15 protein-coding genes and 2 pseudogenes are annotated in these 13,160 nt (G+C 67.8%); 5 read left to right on the top strand and 12 right to left on the bottom strand.

All coding sequences use genetic code 11. The features are described from left to right. Positions 1-49: 49 nt before the first annotated feature. The 9 genes from DS837_RS10305 to DS837_RS10265 all read right to left on the bottom strand — a co-directional run bounded on the left by DS837_RS10305 (position 50) and on the right by DS837_RS10265 (position 7,558). Positions 50-547, bottom strand: a complete 498-nt coding sequence (locus tag DS837_RS10305) for a hypothetical protein (protein ID WP_149164654.1) — start codon at positions 545-547, stop codon at positions 50-52. 187 nt (positions 548-734) lie between these two features. Continuing rightward, entirely contained in the window at positions 735-1,514 is a 780-nt protein-coding gene (locus tag DS837_RS10300; RefSeq protein ID WP_149164653.1) for an OBAP family protein, read from the bottom strand. Positions 1,515-1,680: 166 nt separating this feature from the next. Then, entirely contained in the window at positions 1,681-2,442 is a 762-nt protein-coding gene (locus DS837_RS10295) for an MBL fold metallo-hydrolase (RefSeq protein WP_149164652.1), read from the bottom strand. Next, entirely contained in the window at positions 2,439-2,906 is a 468-nt protein-coding gene (locus DS837_RS10290) for a protein tyrosine phosphatase family protein (RefSeq protein ID WP_149164651.1), read from the bottom strand. Before DS837_RS10290 ends, DS837_RS10295 begins: the two co-directional genes overlap by 4 nt. Before the next feature lie 70 nt (positions 2,907-2,976). Then, positions 2,977-3,441, bottom strand: coding sequence for a hypothetical protein (locus tag DS837_RS10285; RefSeq protein ID WP_211102166.1), 465 nt, complete (start codon positions 3,439-3,441; stop codon positions 2,977-2,979). 70 nt (positions 3,442-3,511) lie between these two features. Further along, positions 3,512-3,985, bottom strand: coding sequence for a hypothetical protein (locus tag DS837_RS10280; protein ID WP_149164650.1), 474 nt, complete (start codon positions 3,983-3,985; stop codon positions 3,512-3,514). A 20-nt stretch (positions 3,986-4,005) separates the two neighbouring features. After that, positions 4,006-4,689: a DsbA family protein gene (locus DS837_RS10275; protein WP_149164649.1), complete on the bottom strand. Its 684-nt coding sequence runs from the start codon at positions 4,687-4,689 to the stop codon at positions 4,006-4,008. Between the two features lie 158 nt (positions 4,690-4,847). Beyond that, positions 4,848-7,004, bottom strand: coding sequence for a protein-disulfide reductase DsbD family protein (locus DS837_RS10270; RefSeq protein ID WP_247889850.1), 2,157 nt, complete (start codon positions 7,002-7,004; stop codon positions 4,848-4,850). 125 nt (positions 7,005-7,129) lie between these two features. Further along, positions 7,130-7,558: a hypothetical protein gene (locus DS837_RS10265; protein ID WP_149164648.1), complete on the bottom strand. Its 429-nt coding sequence runs from the start codon at positions 7,556-7,558 to the stop codon at positions 7,130-7,132. A 395-nt stretch (positions 7,559-7,953) separates the two neighbouring features. Here DS837_RS10265 and DS837_RS10260 point away from each other — a divergent pair, with 395 nt between their 5' ends. The 4 genes from DS837_RS10260 (at position 7,954) to DS837_RS10245 (ending at position 10,074) form a co-directional block, all read left to right on the top strand. Beyond that, positions 7,954-8,574: a class I SAM-dependent methyltransferase gene (locus tag DS837_RS10260; protein WP_149164647.1), complete on the top strand. Its 621-nt coding sequence runs from the start codon at positions 7,954-7,956 to the stop codon at positions 8,572-8,574. A 124-nt stretch (positions 8,575-8,698) separates the two neighbouring features. Continuing rightward, entirely contained in the window at positions 8,699-8,899 is a 201-nt protein-coding gene (locus DS837_RS10255; protein WP_149164646.1) for a heavy-metal-associated domain-containing protein, read from the top strand. A gap of 11 nt (positions 8,900-8,910) precedes the next feature. Beyond that, positions 8,911-9,735 carry a DUF305 domain-containing protein gene (locus DS837_RS10250; RefSeq protein ID WP_149164645.1) on the top strand — a complete coding sequence of 275 codons (825 nt, stop codon included), beginning with the start codon at positions 8,911-8,913 and terminating at the stop codon, positions 9,733-9,735. Between the two features lie 135 nt (positions 9,736-9,870). Then, positions 9,871-10,074: a type II toxin-antitoxin system VapB family antitoxin gene (locus DS837_RS10245; protein WP_149164644.1), complete on the top strand. Its 204-nt coding sequence runs from the start codon at positions 9,871-9,873 to the stop codon at positions 10,072-10,074. A 44-nt stretch (positions 10,075-10,118) separates the two neighbouring features. Here DS837_RS10245 and DS837_RS32015 read toward each other — a convergent pair whose 3' ends face one another. From DS837_RS32015 to DS837_RS10240, 3 genes and pseudogenes are all read right to left on the bottom strand, one after another. Next, entirely contained in the window at positions 10,119-10,268 is a 150-nt protein-coding gene (locus tag DS837_RS32015) for a hypothetical protein (protein ID WP_170295804.1), read from the bottom strand. A 70-nt stretch (positions 10,269-10,338) separates the two neighbouring features. Next, a pseudogene (locus DS837_RS33300) lies at positions 10,339-10,806 on the bottom strand (AAA family ATPase); the annotation flags it as partial. A 431-nt stretch (positions 10,807-11,237) separates the two neighbouring features. Then, positions 11,238-12,336, bottom strand: a pseudogene (locus DS837_RS10240) (IS5 family transposase). A gap of 95 nt (positions 12,337-12,431) precedes the next feature. On the opposite strand from DS837_RS10240, the gene DS837_RS10235 reads away from it, so the two are divergent. Continuing rightward, positions 12,432-12,809, top strand: a complete 378-nt coding sequence (locus tag DS837_RS10235; protein WP_149164643.1) for a helix-turn-helix domain-containing protein — start codon at positions 12,432-12,434, stop codon at positions 12,807-12,809. The last annotated feature ends 351 nt before the right edge of the window (positions 12,810-13,160 follow it).

Genomic DNA, 13,160 nt, shown 5'->3' with positions numbered 1-13,160 from the left:
CGTGCCAGCCCCCTCGGCGGAGCAGCCCCCGGGTTGCTCCGCCACCCTTTTAGCCGCCGGAATGGACCTCCCGTTCGACGCGCGTCAGCAGGTCGGTGAAGAAGGTCACGTCCTCCGGTGTCAGGCCAAGTTTGGCATGGCGGGGCAGGAACTCAGCCACCGGACGACCGCTCTCCCGCCCGTGCAGCACGCCGTCCCGGACCACCAGCGATTCCCGGGCCAGATCGGCGGCGGACTCGTGGCAGCGGCCGCACCGTTCCTTGAAGCGCGGTCCCGTGCTGGCCTGGGCGAGCAGCATGTCGTACATCGGCTGCACGAGGTTCTGCGGCAGGTGATGGTGTTGCAGGAAGACGATCAGGTCGTCCGTGTGATGGCGGCCCTGGAGCTTGCCGTCCTTCACGGTCAGAAACCGGCGGGCCCAGTCGGCAGCGTGGGGGTGACAATCCCCGCAGGTCTGCTCCCAGAATCGGTGCAGGTCGGTCCCCTTGCCCGGCGACGTCGGAAGGAGCAACGAAACCAGGAACGGCAGCGCAAAGACGGTTCTCATGCTGCGTCTCTTCGAGAAGCAAGGAATCAACCGACAGCGGGCAGCATGGCACGTTTGCTCACCGGATAGTACCCTGCCATAGGCAGGACACGGCGGCCGGAGCCAGATACAGCCGTCTCTCACCGTACGACGGCGGTGGCCACCGGGTGGCTCCTGGACGCCGCGCCACTCTCCCTGCGCAGTGCGATCACCGCGCTGCACGCTTGTCCACCACCCCGGGAATGTCCTGAGCAGGCCGCGGGAACCTGCCCTTGAGGGTGTCCACGCCCTCCTGGGGTCGGGCAGCGGGCACGAGATCTTGTCGGGCACGACGGCGTTCCGCGGTGGACATGTTCATCTCGCGATCGCGGGTCTCGACCAGCCCAGGCTGAGCCTCGCCGTCACGGTTGAACGACCAAGCCAGCATGGGAGGGCCGTAGGGCATCCTGTCACCCGGTTGCGTGCCCTTCTCGGACTGCCATGTGTGCCAGGTCTTGCCATAGCTGTTCATCTTGCTCTTCATCAACTCGTGCTCGGCAACATCGGGCAGGTTCGGCGCCACCAGCTGTCCGGACAGGATCTCACCATTGTGGGGATGCCAATACTGGTGCTCCTGCCGCGGCAACTGCTCGAACAGGCGCTCGGAGATGATGTATTCGACACCCGTCAGGTTAGCGTTCGCGGTGTTGCCGTCGAACAGTGCGCACTGGGCGAAGTCTTCATTCACTTGGCGGCAGAAGTGGTGCGCCTCCATCTGGTGGTTTGTCTGGTTCTTCATGGGATGGAAGCCGACGAGGTAAACATCCATTCCGCCGAGCGGCGCGGTTCTTTGAAGAACTGCCGCCCCGGCCTCGAGCACATTGGTCTTCGTGCTCTCGGCGCGGCCCTGCGGGCTGACGGACGGCGCCACACTTCCTGTGCCGGTGCAGGCGGCAAGCGCCACCACGAGCCCGAGGGACAGAGCGGTTCGGTGATGCGGTATGGTCATGGTCCGGTCCTTGAAAAGTGGAAAGTCGAGGCTCCGGGGCTGCATGGAACGCACCTTCCGCACGCCCCGGAGAGGCAGGGTGAAATCGCCCAGCCCGCAGCCGAGTCAGGTGGCCGGTCGGGAGAACCGCCCCGTGCAGGACGACATCGCGGGCGCTTCCGACGGACTATGCGGGCACGCCCTGGAAGGACTTGTCGCCGATGCGGTGCAGCGCCTCGGGCGCATCATCGGGGCAGTCGCCGCACAGGCTGTTCGCAGGGACCGCGACGTCGATCTTCCTCGGGTACGGCAGGTTCAGGTTCGCCATGATCGAGGCGAACTCCTCAAGGCTCTTGTCGTCGCCCAAGCGCGGGTTGCGTTCCCGCTCCTGGAGGACGGTCGAGACGTGCCGGTGCTGATAGTCATGGCTGGGGTAGACGAGCGTGTCGTCCGGCAGTGAGAAGATCTTCTCGCGCACCGAGCGGTAAAGCGCCTCGGTGCTTCCATTTTGAAAGTCCGTGCGGCCGCAGCCGTCGATCAGCAAGGCGTCACCGGTGAACACCCGCGGCGTGTCCCCGCGTTCGACGAGGTAGCAATGGTGCGTGTCGGTGTGCCCCGGGGTGTGGAGCGGCTTGAAGGTCAGGCTGCCCATGGTGAGCGGCTGGTCCTCGGCGACTCCGATGTCGGCGCACGGCAGCCCGTCCATCGCTGGATAGGCCACCTTGCAGCCGGTCAGGCTGCGCAGCCGACAGGCCGAACTGATGTGATCGGCGTGAATGTGCGTGTCGAGCGTCACGGCGAGCCGCAAGCCGAGTTGCTGGATCAGCGCCAGGTCGCGCTCGACCGTCTCCATCACCGGGTCGAGCAGGATCGCCTGGCCCGTGTCGCGGCAGCCGAACAGGTAGGTGTAGGTCGAGGATTCCGGTTCGAACAGCTGACGAAAGATCACGGCGCTCCTCCTTGCGTCTTTCCGCCGTCCACGTAGCGCTTGAACAACGCCTTCATCTCCGGCGTCCCGAACTGGAAGCCCATCGCCTCAGCCTTGGCCGCCGCCGCGTCGCCGGACAGGCCCTCGATGCGGGCGACATGCATGAAGGTGAAGAGACCAGCGCGGCGCCCCGACGCGCAATGGATGGCGACTGGACCCGGCAGGCCCGCGACCTCACGGTCGAAGCGTTCGGCGGTGGCCTCGTTCATGTCTTGAGGGGAGACCGGGATGCTCAGGTAGGCGAGGCCGTGGCTCCGGGCGATCTCACCCTCCTTGGTCGGCGACAGGACCTCATCCTTCTCGCCGGGGGTGCGCAGGTTCACGATGGAGCGGAAGCCCTCGCGGGCCAGTTCCCCGACGCGGTCAGCGGTCGGCGGTGTCATTTCGATGGTGAAGCGGTCGTCCACCCTCAAGCGGTCCGTCATGCGATGCTCCGTTTGTGTGCGGGTCGCCGGGGAGCCCGGACCGATACCGGCCGCGGGCACCTCGGGTGGGTCATGCCACGGCGGCGTCCAACGCCGCCTCAGCGCGCTGGCGCGGGGTCGTGTTCGGGGACGTCGTGTCAAGCCGCCGGAAGTCGCCGCGCAGAGCCTTGAGCGCGTACCGCTCGCGGTCGATCTCGGCGGTGGTGCGGACGCCCAGGCGGCGGAACACCGGGACCGGCGGGCACCAGCCCTGGAGCGCGTGCTGGAGCAGGAACCCGGTCACGACCGCGGGCAGGACCAGGAAGCGGCGGTCCACGAAGGCGCCCAGCACGGTTCCGGTCAGTGCCAGCGTCGCCGCGTTGGCTTCGAGCGTGCGCTCGATGTCCCACTCGTGGTCGAGTTCGTTTAGGCGCCGGTCGATCTCTTCCGGGTGCTCGGCGTGGAAGCGGACGCTCTCCTCGATCTCGGCGGCGAAGCGGCGGTTGAGTTCCGCGGACGTGGCGTTCTCCACGCGCGACGCGGTGGCGGGCAGCATGGTTCCCTCCTGTGTCGGTTCCGGTGGACGGCGCCGCGCTCAGGGGCGGCGCCGTCATGCCCTGCAAACATTAGGAAGGTCTGATGCGTTCCCGGAGGTCGTGGCCCGACATGTCGACCGGACAGACCACCGCGTGGCGGCGCTGCCTCCATTCCCAGGCGACCGCCGCCGCGGTGACGGCGGCGCCAACCACGGCCAGATGAAGGCGGTACGGCTCGACGTGGGCGAGCAGCAGGTCCGCCCCGAAGACCAGCAGCAGGAGCTTGTTGCAAGTCGGGCAGGCGATCCCCAGGAACCAGAGAACGCTGCCCAGTCCGGCGCCGCGGGGCGGACACATCGGTCGCCGGATGGCCACGTAGATCCCAAGCAGCACCGCCTGGACGGCGAGCAGCCAGACCTCGAACCCCTGGGTCGGCGTCATGCGGACGAACACGGGGTTCGGCCACACGGCGGTGACGGTTCCCAGCACCAGGAAGGTCAAGACCGCCGCGGCGGTCCCTCGCAGGACACGAGGCGGGCTCATCGGATTGTCGGCGAGATTCATGACGGATGCTCCACGGTGGTTCAGCCCTGCTTGTCGTCGCGCTTCTTGGCGCGGACGTCGACGACGATCTCCTTCATCGTCTTCAGATCGAGGCCGCCGGGAATGAGGTAGCTGCCGATGACGAAGCCCGGGGTGCCCTGGAGTTTCAGCATGGCCGCCTGCGCGGATGCCTGTTTGAAGGCTTGGTCCACCTGAGCGTCGCGCTCCTTCAGGTCCCGCTCGGCCCGTGCCAGGTCGAGACCGGCCTCGCTGGCCGCCTTGCGGATCTTCTCCTCGTCGAGGCGACCGGGAATGTTCATGAAGGCGTGATGGACCTGTTCGTAGCGGTCCTGCCAGCGCGCGGCGAGCGCGATCCTGGCGGCGTAGATCGACGGCGCGCCGAAAACCGGCCAGTGCTTGTGGATCACCCGGACGTTCTTGTCCTCGGCGACCAGCTGCTCGAGGAAGGGGTGGACCTTGCGGCACACCGGGCACTGGTAGTCGAAAAACTCGATCACCGTCACGTCGCCCAGCGGGTTGCCCACGACCACCGCGCTGGGGCCGCGGGTCAGGGCATCCGGGCCGAGTTCCGCCACCAGGGGCGGGGCCGCCGTGGCCGCGGCGGAGGTCGGGGCGACGAAGGACTGGATGGCGACAGCCCCGGCGCCGAACGCGGCGGCGGAGACGGCGACGGTGAACAGGGTCGTGACGAGGCGGGAGGTCATGATGGGACTCTTGGCTCCGTGATGGGAATGGGCGGACCGCCGCTCGGGACACCCGGAGGCGGCGGTCGGGATGCTGGGGAGCGTCGCGCTCGGACGTTCCGGCTGGCCAAGCGCGACGCGGGGCGTGGTGTCTGCGAGACTCGTGGGGGAAGCCGCGGTTATCCGGCTGTCCGGGCCTTTCGGACGGCGTCCAGTACGGCGCCTTTGGACAGCACCTCGGGCAGGACGATGCCGTGCGGCGCGCCCGGCCCGTAGACCGCGTTGAACGGGATGCCGTAGCGGTCGTGCTGGCCGAGGTAGGCGGCGATGGCCGGGTCGGGGCTGGTCCAATCCGCCCGCATGGCGACGACGCCGTCACTCGACAGCGTACCGGCCACCGGCTCGCGATCGATCACCAACTTCTTGTTGACGATGCAGGTGACGCACCAGTCGGCCGTCACGTCGACGAAGACCGTCTGGCCCTGCGCGACCAGCTTGGCGATCTCCGCCTGCTCGAACCGCTGCCACCGCGCCGATGCCGTGGAAGCGGCGGCCGGGGCAGCGCGGTCGAGGACGGTGGGGATGGCGACCGCCGTGGCGAGCGCGACCAAGGCCACCGGCCCGGCCGCGAGGCTCACGGCCCCGAAGCCCCGGGTGGCCAGGGCGAGGGCGCCGACGGCCAGCAGGGTAGCCGCGACGACGCTGGCGGCCGTGCCGACCGACGTCTGCGCGGCGAGGACCGTCACCAGCCAGATTGCTGTGGCCGCAAGGGCAACTGCGAGCAGGTGGCGGAGCGTGCCCATCCAGCGCCCCGGCCGGGGCAGCAGCGCGACCGCACCCGGAAACAGGGCGACGAGCAGGTACGGGGCGGCCAAGCCGACGCCGAGCGCGCCGAACACGGCGAGGATCTCCAGCGGGCCGCGGGCCAGCGCGAAGCCGACCGCGGTGCCGAGGAACGGCGCCGAGCAGGGCGTCGCCAGCAGGGTGGCGAAGGCGCCCATGGCGAAGTGCCCGGCGGGGCCGTCGCCCCCGACGGTGCCGAGGGCGGTGGACAGCGAGGATGGCAGCCGGATCTCGAAGACGCCCGCCATGCTCGCCGCGAAGGCGACGAGGACGCCCACCATGACGACGAGAAAGACGGGCTGCTGGAACTGCATGCCCCAGCCGACGATGCCGCCCGCCCCCTTGAGGGCCGCCAGGGTGCCCGCCAGGACGAGCATGGCGGCGATGGCGCCGGAGGCGGTCGCCAGGAAGCCCAGCCGCACCCGGCGGCGCTCCTGGCCTTGCTGGCCGATCACCGACATCAGCTTGAGGGAGAGCACCGGCAGGACGCAGGGCATCAGGTTGAGAACGAGACCGCCCAGCAGGGCCACCGCCAGGAACGGCAGGAGGTCGGCGAGCCGGTCGCCCGTCAAGGGCGCCTCCGACGACACGGTGACCTTGGCCTCGACGGCGCGGCCGCCATCGACGACCGTGACGGTGAGGGGCCTGTCGGCCATGCCGACGACATCGGGTCCGGCGACGACGGGCAGCGTGAGCAGGGCGGTGCGTCCGCCGTCCTCGCGCGCGACCTCGGGCTTGGCGAACGCCCAGTCGCCCCCCTCGACGAAGGCGTCGGGAGCCGCCAGCGGCGCCGTGGCCGATGCCACGCGGACCACGAGCGCCCCGCGCGCGGGGTCGGTCCAGGCGCCTTTGACGGTGACGCCGGACGAGTTCCCGTCGCCGGGAACCTGGGCGTCGAACCGCGCGATCAGGTTGCCCGCGGCCGCGTCGGGTGTGGCGGGACCAGCGGGCAGGTCGAGGCCGACCTGGTGCGCGGCCGGGACGCAGACCTCGCTGCACACCAGCAGGTCGACCTTGCCGCGCAGCGAGACGGGCTCGCCCGGGCGCTCGACGGTCACCTCGAGGGGGAGGACGACCTCGCCGGTGTAGCCCAGGGTCTCGATGCCGAAGGTCGAGAAACGGTGCGGCGCGGGCCAGCGGACCGCGACGGACGCAACGTTAGTGGAGCCCGACCAGTCCATTCGGGGCGGCATGCCCGCGTCTCCGGGCGAGCGCCAGTAAGTTTTCCAGCCGTCGTCCAGGACGATGCGGAGCCCCGCCAGGATGGCCTGTGACTGACCGGCGGCGTCGACCGAGGCCAGAATCTGCACCGTCGAGGTCTCGGCCGGTGATTGGGGACCGACTGTTGCGGAGACGGAGACGGGGGCCAGCACGGCGAACAGGAGGGCCGCCGGGAGGGCGCGCAACAATCGGCTGGTCGCAGCCTTGTAGGTACCGCCGAACACGGCGGCGAGCGGCGCCAGCGAAGGGCGCCGGGTGACAGTGATCGACATCGCGTTGTCCGTCCGCTGAGGGAACAGGGCCATGCACTCCGGAGTGGAGCGGCAAGCCTGCTGGGGATCGGCCACGGACGGTTGGCGGCGGGCAATGCCCGGCGCAACGACGGCCCTGTGGCGGTTCAGGCGGACAGGCGCGGAGGCGGCAGGTCGGGGAGCGTGGTGATGCCGCGCGACGGATCGTCGATGGCACGCGCGTGGCTGTCGGCACCAGCTGCCGAAGGGGGTGGAACAGTGGACGCGGCATTGGAAAGGGCGCCGCACACCGTGAGGCATGGAACGGCGGTCGGGCACCGTGCCGTCCCGGTCGATGCGTCGCGTCCGTTGCAGGGCCGGTCGGTGTCGTCAGCGGCGGTCAGGACCGTCGGAACGACCGCCTCCCGTTCCTCCGCGAAAACGGTGTCGCCGAATGCAGGCGGGAACGACCGGACGGTGTCCACAGGGGCGAACGCCTTGGCCCATCCGGGACCAGCGAACGCGACCAGCGTGGCCAGCACGAGCAGTGCCGTCACCAGTGCCCGGATCATGTTCGCCGTGTGTGGCACGCGCATCCTCTCGTCATCCGGCATCGAAGCTACGGTCGGCGGGGGCTTGGCGCAACCCGCATTCCGCTCACAGACTCGTGAGGGGTGGTTCGGAACTCCGATCGCCGTAGCCTGTTCCCCTGCCACCCCATTCACATTAGACATTACTATAGTCTAATGGAATGTCGCCATCGATTAGACGGGCGTTTGCATAAGCCCATGAATCCTCGGCTGACATCGCACGGAGGAGCGCAATGACCTATCACGTTTCAAAGGCCGTCGACATGCGGTTCGACGAGACCGTCTCGACCGCACTGTCCGCCGTGGAGGATCACCACTCCGGGGGTTTGCGCTGCTGACGTATTGAGCCGTTTTGAAGCGTGAAGGGCCTACGGGCGGGAAACCTCCAGGAATACGAGGGCATGAGCCTGTATCAACATCACATACTGCCGCGGCTCACCGACTGGGCCATGGGGCAGGCGGTGCTCAGCGATTTCCGCTCCCGCGTCGTCGGCGGTGCGCGGGGGTGCGTTCTCGAAATCGGGATCGGGTCCGGACGCAACCTCCCGTTTTACGGGGGAGAGGCCACGGAGGTCGTCGGCGTGGACCCCTCTCCGGAGTTGCTGGCCCTCGCTCGGCGAGCAGCAGCCGTGACACCCCACCCTGTGAAACTGATTGAGCAGACTGCGGAGCAACTGCCGTTTTCCGACAGCAGCTTCGACACGGCGGTGGTGACATGGTCGCTGTGCAGCATACCCGATCCGGTCACGGCGTTGCGGGAGGCCCGCCGGGTGCTCAGGCCGGGTGGACAGTTGCGTTTCGTCGAGCACGGCCTCGCGCCTGACCCCGGCGTCCGCCGCTGGCAGCACCGCCTGACACCGGTGTGGTCGAGGTGCGCGGGAGGCTGTCATCTGGATCGCAAGATGGACGACCTCATTCATGCTGCCGGGTTCCGCATCACGGACCTGAAAGCGGGTTACGTCCCCGGCATCAGGCTCCTGGGCTTCATGTACGAGGGCTGCGCATGCCGTCAAAGCGGATGAGGCATGCGTGCGGCACATCGGAAGGCGTCCACAGGAGCATTGACCTTCCAACGACTGGAAGGTGGAGGCTGCCTCCAGAGACATAACGGAGCGGTCCGGAAGGACTCCGTCGAGGAGGATACCAATGTTGCAGTTCACCGTTCCCGGCATGACGTGCGGCGGATGCGCCAACGCCGTCCGCAAAGCCCTGGCTGCCGTCCCCGGCGTCACGGCCATCCAGGCTGACCCGCCCAACCGACGCCTTGCCGTCGACGGCGACGTCGGCGCCGACCTGATCGTCCGCACGCTGGCCGACGCGGGCTACGACGCCACGCCGATCGCCTGAGGAGACGCACCATGGTGACGAAGAAGAACGCCCTCCTGGGCAGCGCCCTGGCTCTGGTCCTGACGCTCTCCGCGGCGTCGGCGGCCATGGCCGACGGCGGTGGCGGCGGGGATTGGCACGAGACCGCCGTCTACGAGCTCGCTCTGGTCCCGGGCGGTGCGGCCGACTCCGCAGCCGTGAGGGCCGACCTCGACTACGTGACCGGCATGCGCGATCACCACGCGGGTGCGCTGACGATGTCCGAGGAGTACTTGGCCAAGGGCCGGAACCCGGTGCTGCGGCGCATGGCAGGCGCCATCATCGCCAACCAGGAGTACGAGATCGCCGTGCTCGACGAGGTGAAGCGCCAGGTCGAGCAGCCGCCGACGGTGCTGGCCGACTTCGGTTCGACCAAGCTCGTCCGGCGGCTTGTCGCCACCGAGGGGCTGGAGCACCGCCTGTCCTACATCAAGGCGCCGCCGCCGACGGCGCTCGACCTCTGGACGGCATCCGGCGCGGTCGACGAGTACGACGTCCGCTGGGCCAAGGCGATGATCGCGCACCACCAGGGCGCGCTCGACATGGCGCGGGACTACAACGCCGATCCGAACGGCGAGAACAGCTTCCTGCGCACCATGAACTACGACATCGTCCAGGACCAGACCTACGAGATCGGGCTCCTGAAGAGCGTCGTCGACCGCTACCCCGGCGACGCCAGCGCCATCAAGCTGGACCCGTCCATGGTCCACGGCATGTCCATGCACGGCACGATGGACCACGGCGCCATGGGTCATGACCAGATGGATCACGGACCCACGGGGCACCGACAGATGGGCCATAAGGGAATGGACCACTGATCCGGTATAGGATGTCCGGCGACGATCATGCTGTAGCGTTTCTTGCCACCGCTCTCCTGCTGCGATGGAAGGCACGAGCACGAAGGATCGCATCGAACGCGAGAACAGTTGGCTGTCCTCATCAGGGAGTGCGACATGCGCACCAATATCGACATCGATGATGCTCTGATTGCCGAGGCGATGGCGGCCACCGGACTGACCACGAAGGAGGCCGTCGTCGAGGAGGGGCTTCGCCGCTTGATCCGCCTCAAGCAGGAGGAGAAGACGCTGGCGCTCCACGGTACTGTCGAGTGGCAGGGCGATCTGGAGGCGAGCCGCCCAGGTCGCGGAGACAACTGATCGTCGTGGGCGGCCCGCAGGCGGAGTAACGGCGGGGCGGGCGCTCAGCACCGCAGCGTCCGTTCCGCCTTGGCTCCGGCGACCAGCGCGCGCCGGACCAGGGCGGCAAGCTGGCGGGCCTGGAGGCGCCCGCGGACGAACCCCTCGCGCATCGCGTCCAGCGCCGCCGGGGCAATCTCGGGCAACACCGCCACCGCACACTCGTAGTCGTCCGCCGCGTCGGCCAGGCATCCCGCGAACAGCGCGTCGAAGTCGCGCGCCCGCCTTGTCCACCTCGTCCACCAGAACCAAAGGGTTCGCCATTCTGTCCCGGAGCATGAGCAGGACCGGCAGGGACGGCGTTACCGTTCCCCAGCCTCGGGCGGTGCCCTGGAGGAGCCGGTTGTCCGACGCCCCCGCCGCGTTGACCACGCCCATCGGCAGTCCGGCGAGCCGGGACAGGCGGTGGGCGAACCGCGTCTTCCCGACACCGGGCGGACCGGCGAGCAGCAACGGGCGGGATAGCCCGAAGAAGGTCCGGCCGCAGCGGGCGCCGAGCAGGAGGTCGTCGTGGACGCGCTCGACCACCGCGCCGAACCACGGGAACTCCCGTTCCAGCGCGGCGCACAGGTCGTCCGGGTCGGGGGCCGGGGCTAGCGGAACCTCGCCGTCGAGCGTCGTCCTGATCCTGTCCAGGATGGGCCTGAAGTCGCGGTCCCCGGTGGGCGGCGGGCTGGCCAGAAGCACGCGCATGGCCGGGCCGTCCTGACGGTCCTCCTCGCCCCCCACGGCGTCCGCCGCTTTCTCGGCCGCAGGGGGCGCCAGCAAAATGTCGAGGCCGAGCCCGGCGGCGATGTCGGCTGGGTTGGCGAACCGGGCCAGGCGCACGCGGAGGCGCTCCAACCTGGCGTTCAACGCGGCTTCGGATCGTGTCCCGAGGCGTGGTGTAGGAGCCGGGGTGCTCATCTGGTCTCCGGCAGGTCTGGCCGGGACGGTCACGCGGCCGCAGCGGGCAACGTGAGGGCGAGATCATCGCGCAGCGGAGCGATTGAGCACCTCGATAAACCGGTCTTGAGCGCGGATTGAGGCCGATGAAAGGTCCGCACGGGTGGGAAAGCGGCGTCTTTTGGGGGTTGAATTGTCAATTTTGGCTGAAAAGGTGGAACTATGCGGCGATTTTGACGCTATACAGGCGCAGTTTGCCCCTCAAGCCAGATCAGGCGTCGGAAATTGTAGGCGAGGTTGGCGAGGCCGATCTTCACCGTCGCGCCCCCCAGGCCGATGGTGCGGATGAACAACCCCATGCGCGCCTTCTGGTCGGCGAACACATGCTCGACGGCGGACCGTACGGCCGAGCGGGCACGGTTGGCACACTGGTGCGGCCCCGGCATCGGCCTGCCCTTCGGCTTGCGGAAATGCACCATGCTGCGGCGTTCCGCCGCCGCGATGGCCGCTTCATTGGCCTTCGAGCGATAGGCGCTGTCCACCCATACCCGGCTGTCGAAGGCGTCGAGGTTGAGCAACTCCGGCAGTTGGGCACCGTCATGCCGCGCCGCGCCGCGCCGCGTCGGTGACGGTGAAACGCCGGATCAACCGGAACCGGCGATCGACGTTGATGTGCGATTTGTAGCCGAAGGCCGGGATCAGCAGGCCTCCCACCATGCGCGCTTCGGACCCGTCGAGCGTCGGCGCCGGCTTCGCCTTGACCCGCCCACGCTTCACCGTCCAACGCGCCTGCGTGTCCTTCTGGCGCGCCTTGGCGGGCGGCCAGGGCGGGTCTTCCCCGTCACGGATATGGCGCTTCTCCTCCCGGGTCAGCCGCTGCCGGGGCGCCTCCACGATGGAGGCGTCGACGATCTGGCCGCTCAGGGTGACGTAGCCGCGCTCTTTCAATTCCGTGTCGAAGCGGGCAAACACCCCTTTCATCGCTCCCGCCGTCACCAGCGTCTCGCGGAACAGCCAGATCGTCGTCCGGTCCGGAACCTGGTCGCCCAGCCCCAGCCCGAGGAACCGCATGAACGACAGCCGGTCACACACTTGCTACTCGGCCTGCTCGTCCGACAGCCCATACAGCGCCTGCAGCACCAGGATCTGGAACATCATCACCGCGTCCAGCGGCGGCCGGCCGCCCTTGGAGCGATCCTTGCGTCCCAGGGCCGCCTTCAGCGTCGGGCGGAACACTTCGAAGTCCACCACCAGCGACAGACGTTCCAGCGGATCCCCGCTCTTGCTCAGTTCCGCGTAGCGGTCCTGAAGATCAAACAGCCCAGCTTGACCGGCCATCCGTGCCACCTCCGTCGCCCTCAGACCAAGGGAATCATCAGAATGCCGGCCGCGCTACAGTTTTTCGAGGCGTCCCGTCGCCGACGGGGGCGGGGATGCACGACATCATAGCTAAAAGATTGAGGGAGTTTCGGCAGGCGCGGGGAGTGTCCCAAGAGGAACTCGCCTCTCGTGCGGGTCTATCGACGCAAGCTGTTTCCAACATAGAAAACCGGCACTCCCGCACTTCGGTGGACACATTGATCACGTTTGCTCGTGAACTGGATGTGCCCGTCGCGAGCTTTTTCGAGGTGCCGCTCACGCAGGAAGCCGATCTTCAAAAGAAGAGGTTCCTGGACGCATTGTCACTGCTCGATGAAGCTGATCGTCGCTTGGCGGCGGACATTCTTGACGCGGTGGTTGCAAACAGGAAGCGCATGTCAGGACAAACAAGAGCGACCCAGCGGGGCCCACGATTACCTACGAAAAAATGAGGCGGTTGCGCCTAGCCCCGGATAAACCTTAGGAAGGCAGGAGTTCATCCCTCCTGGCGGCTCTCGGGTTTGCTTTGCTTGCAGCAAAACGAGGGTGTCCCCTTGTGCTACCCTTACGCTTGCGGCGGGGCGGGTCAAAAAACCGACCCCCCCCCAGCGTCTATTGTTAAAATTTTTATTTCGAAATGGGATTTAAATTTACGAAACCCGTCACGCCGTGGGGGGGGGGGGCAAGACATCATTTAAAATCAAAATTTTATAAAAAAAAAAAATAAATGGGGGGGCATAAACTTTTTTAGTACCCCGATGAACGGGAGGGAGGGGGGGGGCGTTCCCCCTCCCCTTTTGCAC

This window comes from Azospirillum brasilense (assembly GCF_008365405.1).
In the GTDB taxonomy this organism is placed as follows: domain Bacteria; phylum Pseudomonadota; class Alphaproteobacteria; order Azospirillales; family Azospirillaceae; genus Azospirillum; species Azospirillum brasilense_D.
This window is presented reverse-complemented; position numbering and strand designations above follow the sequence as displayed.

Excerpts from the sequence above, each read along its gene's own strand:
- DS837_RS10285 (WP_211102166.1), bottom strand. The coding sequence starts at position 3,441 with ATGCTGCCCGCCACCGCGTCGCGCGTGGAGAACGCCACGTCCGCGGAA.
- DS837_RS10245 (WP_149164644.1), top strand. The coding sequence starts at position 9,871 with ATGCGCACCAATATCGACATCGATGATGCTCTGATTGCCGAGGCGATG.
- DS837_RS10235 (WP_149164643.1), top strand. The coding sequence starts at position 12,432 with ATGCACGACATCATAGCTAAAAGATTGAGGGAGTTTCGGCAGGCGCGG.
- DS837_RS10275 (WP_149164649.1), bottom strand. The coding sequence starts at position 4,689 with ATGACCTCCCGCCTCGTCACGACCCTGTTCACCGTCGCCGTCTCCGCC.
- DS837_RS10280 (WP_149164650.1), bottom strand. The coding sequence starts at position 3,985 with ATGAATCTCGCCGACAATCCGATGAGCCCGCCTCGTGTCCTGCGAGGG.
- DS837_RS10255 (WP_149164646.1), top strand. The coding sequence starts at position 8,699 with ATGTTGCAGTTCACCGTTCCCGGCATGACGTGCGGCGGATGCGCCAAC.
- DS837_RS10270 (WP_247889850.1), bottom strand. The coding sequence starts at position 7,004 with ATGTCGATCACTGTCACCCGGCGCCCTTCGCTGGCGCCGCTCGCCGCC.
- DS837_RS10250 (WP_149164645.1), top strand. The coding sequence starts at position 8,911 with ATGGTGACGAAGAAGAACGCCCTCCTGGGCAGCGCCCTGGCTCTGGTC.
- DS837_RS10290 (WP_149164651.1), bottom strand. The coding sequence starts at position 2,906 with ATGACGGACCGCTTGAGGGTGGACGACCGCTTCACCATCGAAATGACA.
- DS837_RS10260 (WP_149164647.1), top strand. The coding sequence starts at position 7,954 with ATGAGCCTGTATCAACATCACATACTGCCGCGGCTCACCGACTGGGCC.
- DS837_RS10305 (WP_149164654.1), bottom strand. The coding sequence starts at position 547 with ATGAGAACCGTCTTTGCGCTGCCGTTCCTGGTTTCGTTGCTCCTTCCG.
- DS837_RS10300 (WP_149164653.1), bottom strand. The coding sequence starts at position 1,514 with ATGACCATACCGCATCACCGAACCGCTCTGTCCCTCGGGCTCGTGGTG.
- DS837_RS10265 (WP_149164648.1), bottom strand. The coding sequence starts at position 7,558 with ATGCGCGTGCCACACACGGCGAACATGATCCGGGCACTGGTGACGGCA.